The organism is Vibrio sp. 10N.222.48.A3, assembly GCF_041475345.1.
GTDB classification, from domain to species: Bacteria; Pseudomonadota; Gammaproteobacteria; order Enterobacterales; family Vibrionaceae; genus Vibrio; species Vibrio tasmaniensis_A.
Map to the genome: position 1 here is coordinate 1 of NZ_JBFRVX010000763.1, position 3,681 is coordinate 3,681.

At 46.2% G+C, this 3,681-nt stretch carries 2 protein-coding genes; both read left to right on the forward strand.

From position 1 onward, the window contains the following. The first annotated feature begins 122 nt into the window (after positions 1 to 122). Positions 123 to 1,199, forward strand: a complete 1,077-nt coding sequence (locus tag AB4653_RS19520) for an efflux RND transporter periplasmic adaptor subunit (RefSeq protein ID WP_133151965.1) — start codon at positions 123 to 125, stop codon at positions 1,197 to 1,199. Continuing rightward, a partial coding sequence (locus AB4653_RS19525) for an efflux RND transporter permease subunit (protein WP_372105061.1) occupies positions 1,199 to 3,681 on the forward strand: 2,483 nt, incomplete at its 3' end. The genes AB4653_RS19520 and AB4653_RS19525, both read left to right, overlap by 1 nt.

Genomic DNA, 3,681 nt, shown 5'->3' on the forward strand with positions numbered 1-3,681 from the left:
AATAACTACTTATCGAAACTATCTGTTGAAAAGAGCTGCCTTGTTCTCAAGTCTTTTCCCTGCGCTATTTCTGACCACTTACCTACTGTGATTGGTATAAACCTTACTTGCAGACCATTATTATGAAGCATAAAACTGTTTTAACCCTGCTTAGCTTGTCTATCATTATGGCGTCTCCAGCCGCACTAGCTAAACGTATGGGCCCTAGCACGGTCACTGTTGTTACCGAGCAAGTTGATATTCACAAAGTTAGCCAGTCTCTTTCTTTGGTCGGTAAGTTGGAAGCCGAGCAATCTGTAATGATCACTTCTGAAGTGGCTGGCAGAGTGAACTCTATTAACATCAAAGCCAATCAAGATGTCACCAAAGGGCAGATGTTGGTTCAACTCGATGACGACAAAGCAAAAGCAGCAGTTGCAGAAGCACAAGCATATTTAAAAGATGAAAAGCGTAAGCTTGCGGAATTTCAACGACTAGTGAAACGTAACGCGATCACTCAAACTGAAATTGACGCTCAGAAAACTAACGTAGAGATCGCTAATGCTCGCCTAGCTGCCGCTAACGCTAACCTGAAAGATCTACATATCAGTGCACCTTTCTCTGGTACGGTCGGTTTTATAGACTTTAGCCGCGGCAAAATGGTGACATCGGGTACAGAGCTCGTGACGTTAGATGACTTGTCTGTGATGCAGTTAGATCTTCAGATTCCAGAGCGCTACCTTTCTAAACTGTCTAAAGGTATGACAGTAACGGCTCGCACCAGTGCGTGGGGCGATACTCAGTTCACGGGTACTGTGGTGGGTATTGATTCTCGCATTAACGCCGAAACTTTGAACCTTCGAGTTCGAATCCACTTCGATAACAACAATGATTACCTAAAACCGGGCATGTTAGTGGCGGCTGATATGGACTTCCCACCAGTAGAAGCCCCAATAATTCCAGTTCAAGCGCTTGAGTATTCAGGCACTAAGCGTTTCGTTTATGTTATTGGCGAAGATAACAAAGCGACTCGTACCGAAGTATTCCTCGGGGCTCGTCTTGATAACGAAGTCGTGATCGAAAAAGGCATCGAGATTGGTCAGAAGATCGTAGTGCAAGGTATCGTGAACATGCGTGACGGTGTTTTGGTTCAAGAGCTTGCCGTCAATCGCCCTGCTAAACTTGATGGAAATACAGCAGCACAAGAAGGTGCTAACTAATGTTGTTATCTGATGTTTCTGTGAAGAGACCAGTAGCGGCTGTTGTATTGAGCCTGCTTTTGGTTGTGTTTGGTATTGTCTCTTTCAATAAGCTCGCAGTTCGTGAAATGCCCGATATTGAAAGCCCGGTGGTATCGATCAGTACTCGTTATGAAGGTGCATCTGCCACCATCATTGAAAGCCAAATTACCTCCAACCTTGAAGATCAGTTATCCGGCATCAGTGGTATCGATGAAATCGAATCTACGACACGAAACGGATCGTCACGAATCACCATCACCTTTGAACTTGGTTATGACCTCAATACCGGTGTCAGTGATGTGCGTGATGCGGTAGCGCGTGCTCAGCGTTCGTTGCCAGATGAAGCCGATGACCCGATTGTTTATAAGAACAATGGTAGTGGTGAAGCGTCGGTTTACATCAATTTAAGCTCAACTGAGATGGATCGAACGCAGTTAACCGATTACACCGAACGTGTGTTGATTGACCGCTTTAGTTTGATCTCTGGTGTGAGCTCGGTGGATATTTCTGGCGGTTTGTACAAAGTCATGTACGTGAAGCTGAAACCTGCGTTAATGGCGGGTCGTGGTGTTACCGCCTCTGATATTACACAAGCCCTACGTAACGAGAACATTGAAAGCCCGGGTGGCGAAGTGCGTAACGATGCGATTGTGATGTCGGTTCGTACTGCTCGTTCATATACTGAAGCCAAAGATTTCGAATACTTAGTGGTGAAACGTGCCTCTGATAACACACCTATCTACTTGAAAGATGTAGCTGATGTTTACATTGGCGCAGAAAACGAGAACTCGACCTTTAAGAGTGACGGCGTTGTTAACGTCAGTATGGGCATTGTGCCTCAGTCTGATGCCAACCCACTTGAGGTGGCTGACTTAGTCCATAAAGAAGTCGAAGCGATTCAAAAGTTCTTGCCTGACGGAACTCGCTTGGCGATTGATTATGACTCCACGGTCTTTATCGACCGTTCGATCTCAGAGGTTTACAGCACACTCTTTATTACGGGTGGTTTGGTTATCCTCGTGCTTTACGTCTTCATTGGCCAAGCGCGTGCAACGCTGATTCCAGCCGTGACCGTTCCTGTATCGCTAATCTCGTCGTTTATTGCGGCGTACTACTTTGGCTTCTCTATCAACCTCATCACCTTGATGGCACTTATCCTGTCTATCGGTTTGGTGGTCGATGATGCGATTGTGGTGGTTGAGAATATTTTCCACCACATTGAACGTGGTGAATCACCATTGCTTGCGGCTTATAAAGGGACACGTGAAGTAGGCTTTGCGGTAATCGCAACCACGCTAGTACTGGTCATGGTGTTCCTACCAATCTCGTTTATGGACGGTATGGTAGGTCTTCTGTTTACTGAGTTCTCGGTATTGTTGGCGATGTCGGTGATCTTCTCATCTGTCATAGCATTAACCTTGACGCCGGTTCTGGGCAGCAAGATTTTAAAAGCGAACGTGAAACCTAATCGCTTCAATCAATTTGTTGAACGTGTGTTTGGTAAGTTAGAAGCTGGATACAAATCGGTATTGCGCCGTGCTCTAAACTGGCGTTGGGCAGCTCCAATCATCATTATTGCTTGTATGGGCGGTAGTTATGGTTTGATGCAAAAAGTGCCGTCGCAACTGACGCCACAAGAAGACCGTGGTGTTATTTTTGCGTTTGTTCGTGGTGCCGACGCAACTAGTTACAACCGTATGTCTGCCAACATGGACATCGTTGAAGAACGCCTAATGCCGCTGCTTGGTCAAGGATTCTTAAAGTCATTCAGCATTCAATCGCCAGCATTTGGTGGTAATGCGGGCGACCAAACGGGCTTCGTTATCATGATCCTGGAAGATTGGGACGAACGTGAAGAGACAGCACAACAAGCCTTGGGTGAGGTGCGTAAGTCTTTAGCGGGTATTCCTGATGTGCGTGTGTTCCCGTTCATGCCAGGCTTCCGTGGTGGTTCGAGTGAGCCTGTGCAATTTGTACTTGGTGGCTCTGATTACTCTGAGCTTCAGAAATGGGGCGAACTGTTAAAGCAAGCCGCTGAAGATTCTCCAATGATGGAAGGTGCGGACATCGATTACTCTGAGAAAACACCAGAGCTGTTGGTAACCGTAGATAAGCAACGTGCAGCCGAGCTAGGTGTGAGTGTTTCGGATATTTCAGATACGTTAGAAATCATGCTGGGCGGTAAGAGTGAAACGACGTTCGTTGAACGTGGTGAAGAGTACGACGTTTACCTGCGTGGCGATGAAAACAGTTTTAACAATGCCAATGACTTAAGCCAAATCTACATGCGAACTCAGTCTGGTGAATTGGTGACACTCGATACTCTAACGCATATTGAAGAAGTAGCGTCTTCGATTCGTTTGTCGCACTACAACAAGCAGAAATCGGTGACCATCAAAGCGAACCTAATGGAAGGTTACACGTTGGGTGATGCTTTGGATTTCCTTGATGAACAAGCGAT

Coding starts and splice junctions, on each gene's coding strand:
- AB4653_RS19520 (WP_133151965.1), top strand. CDS start 123: ATGAAGCATAAAACTGTTTTAACCCTGCTTAGCTTGTCTATCATTATG.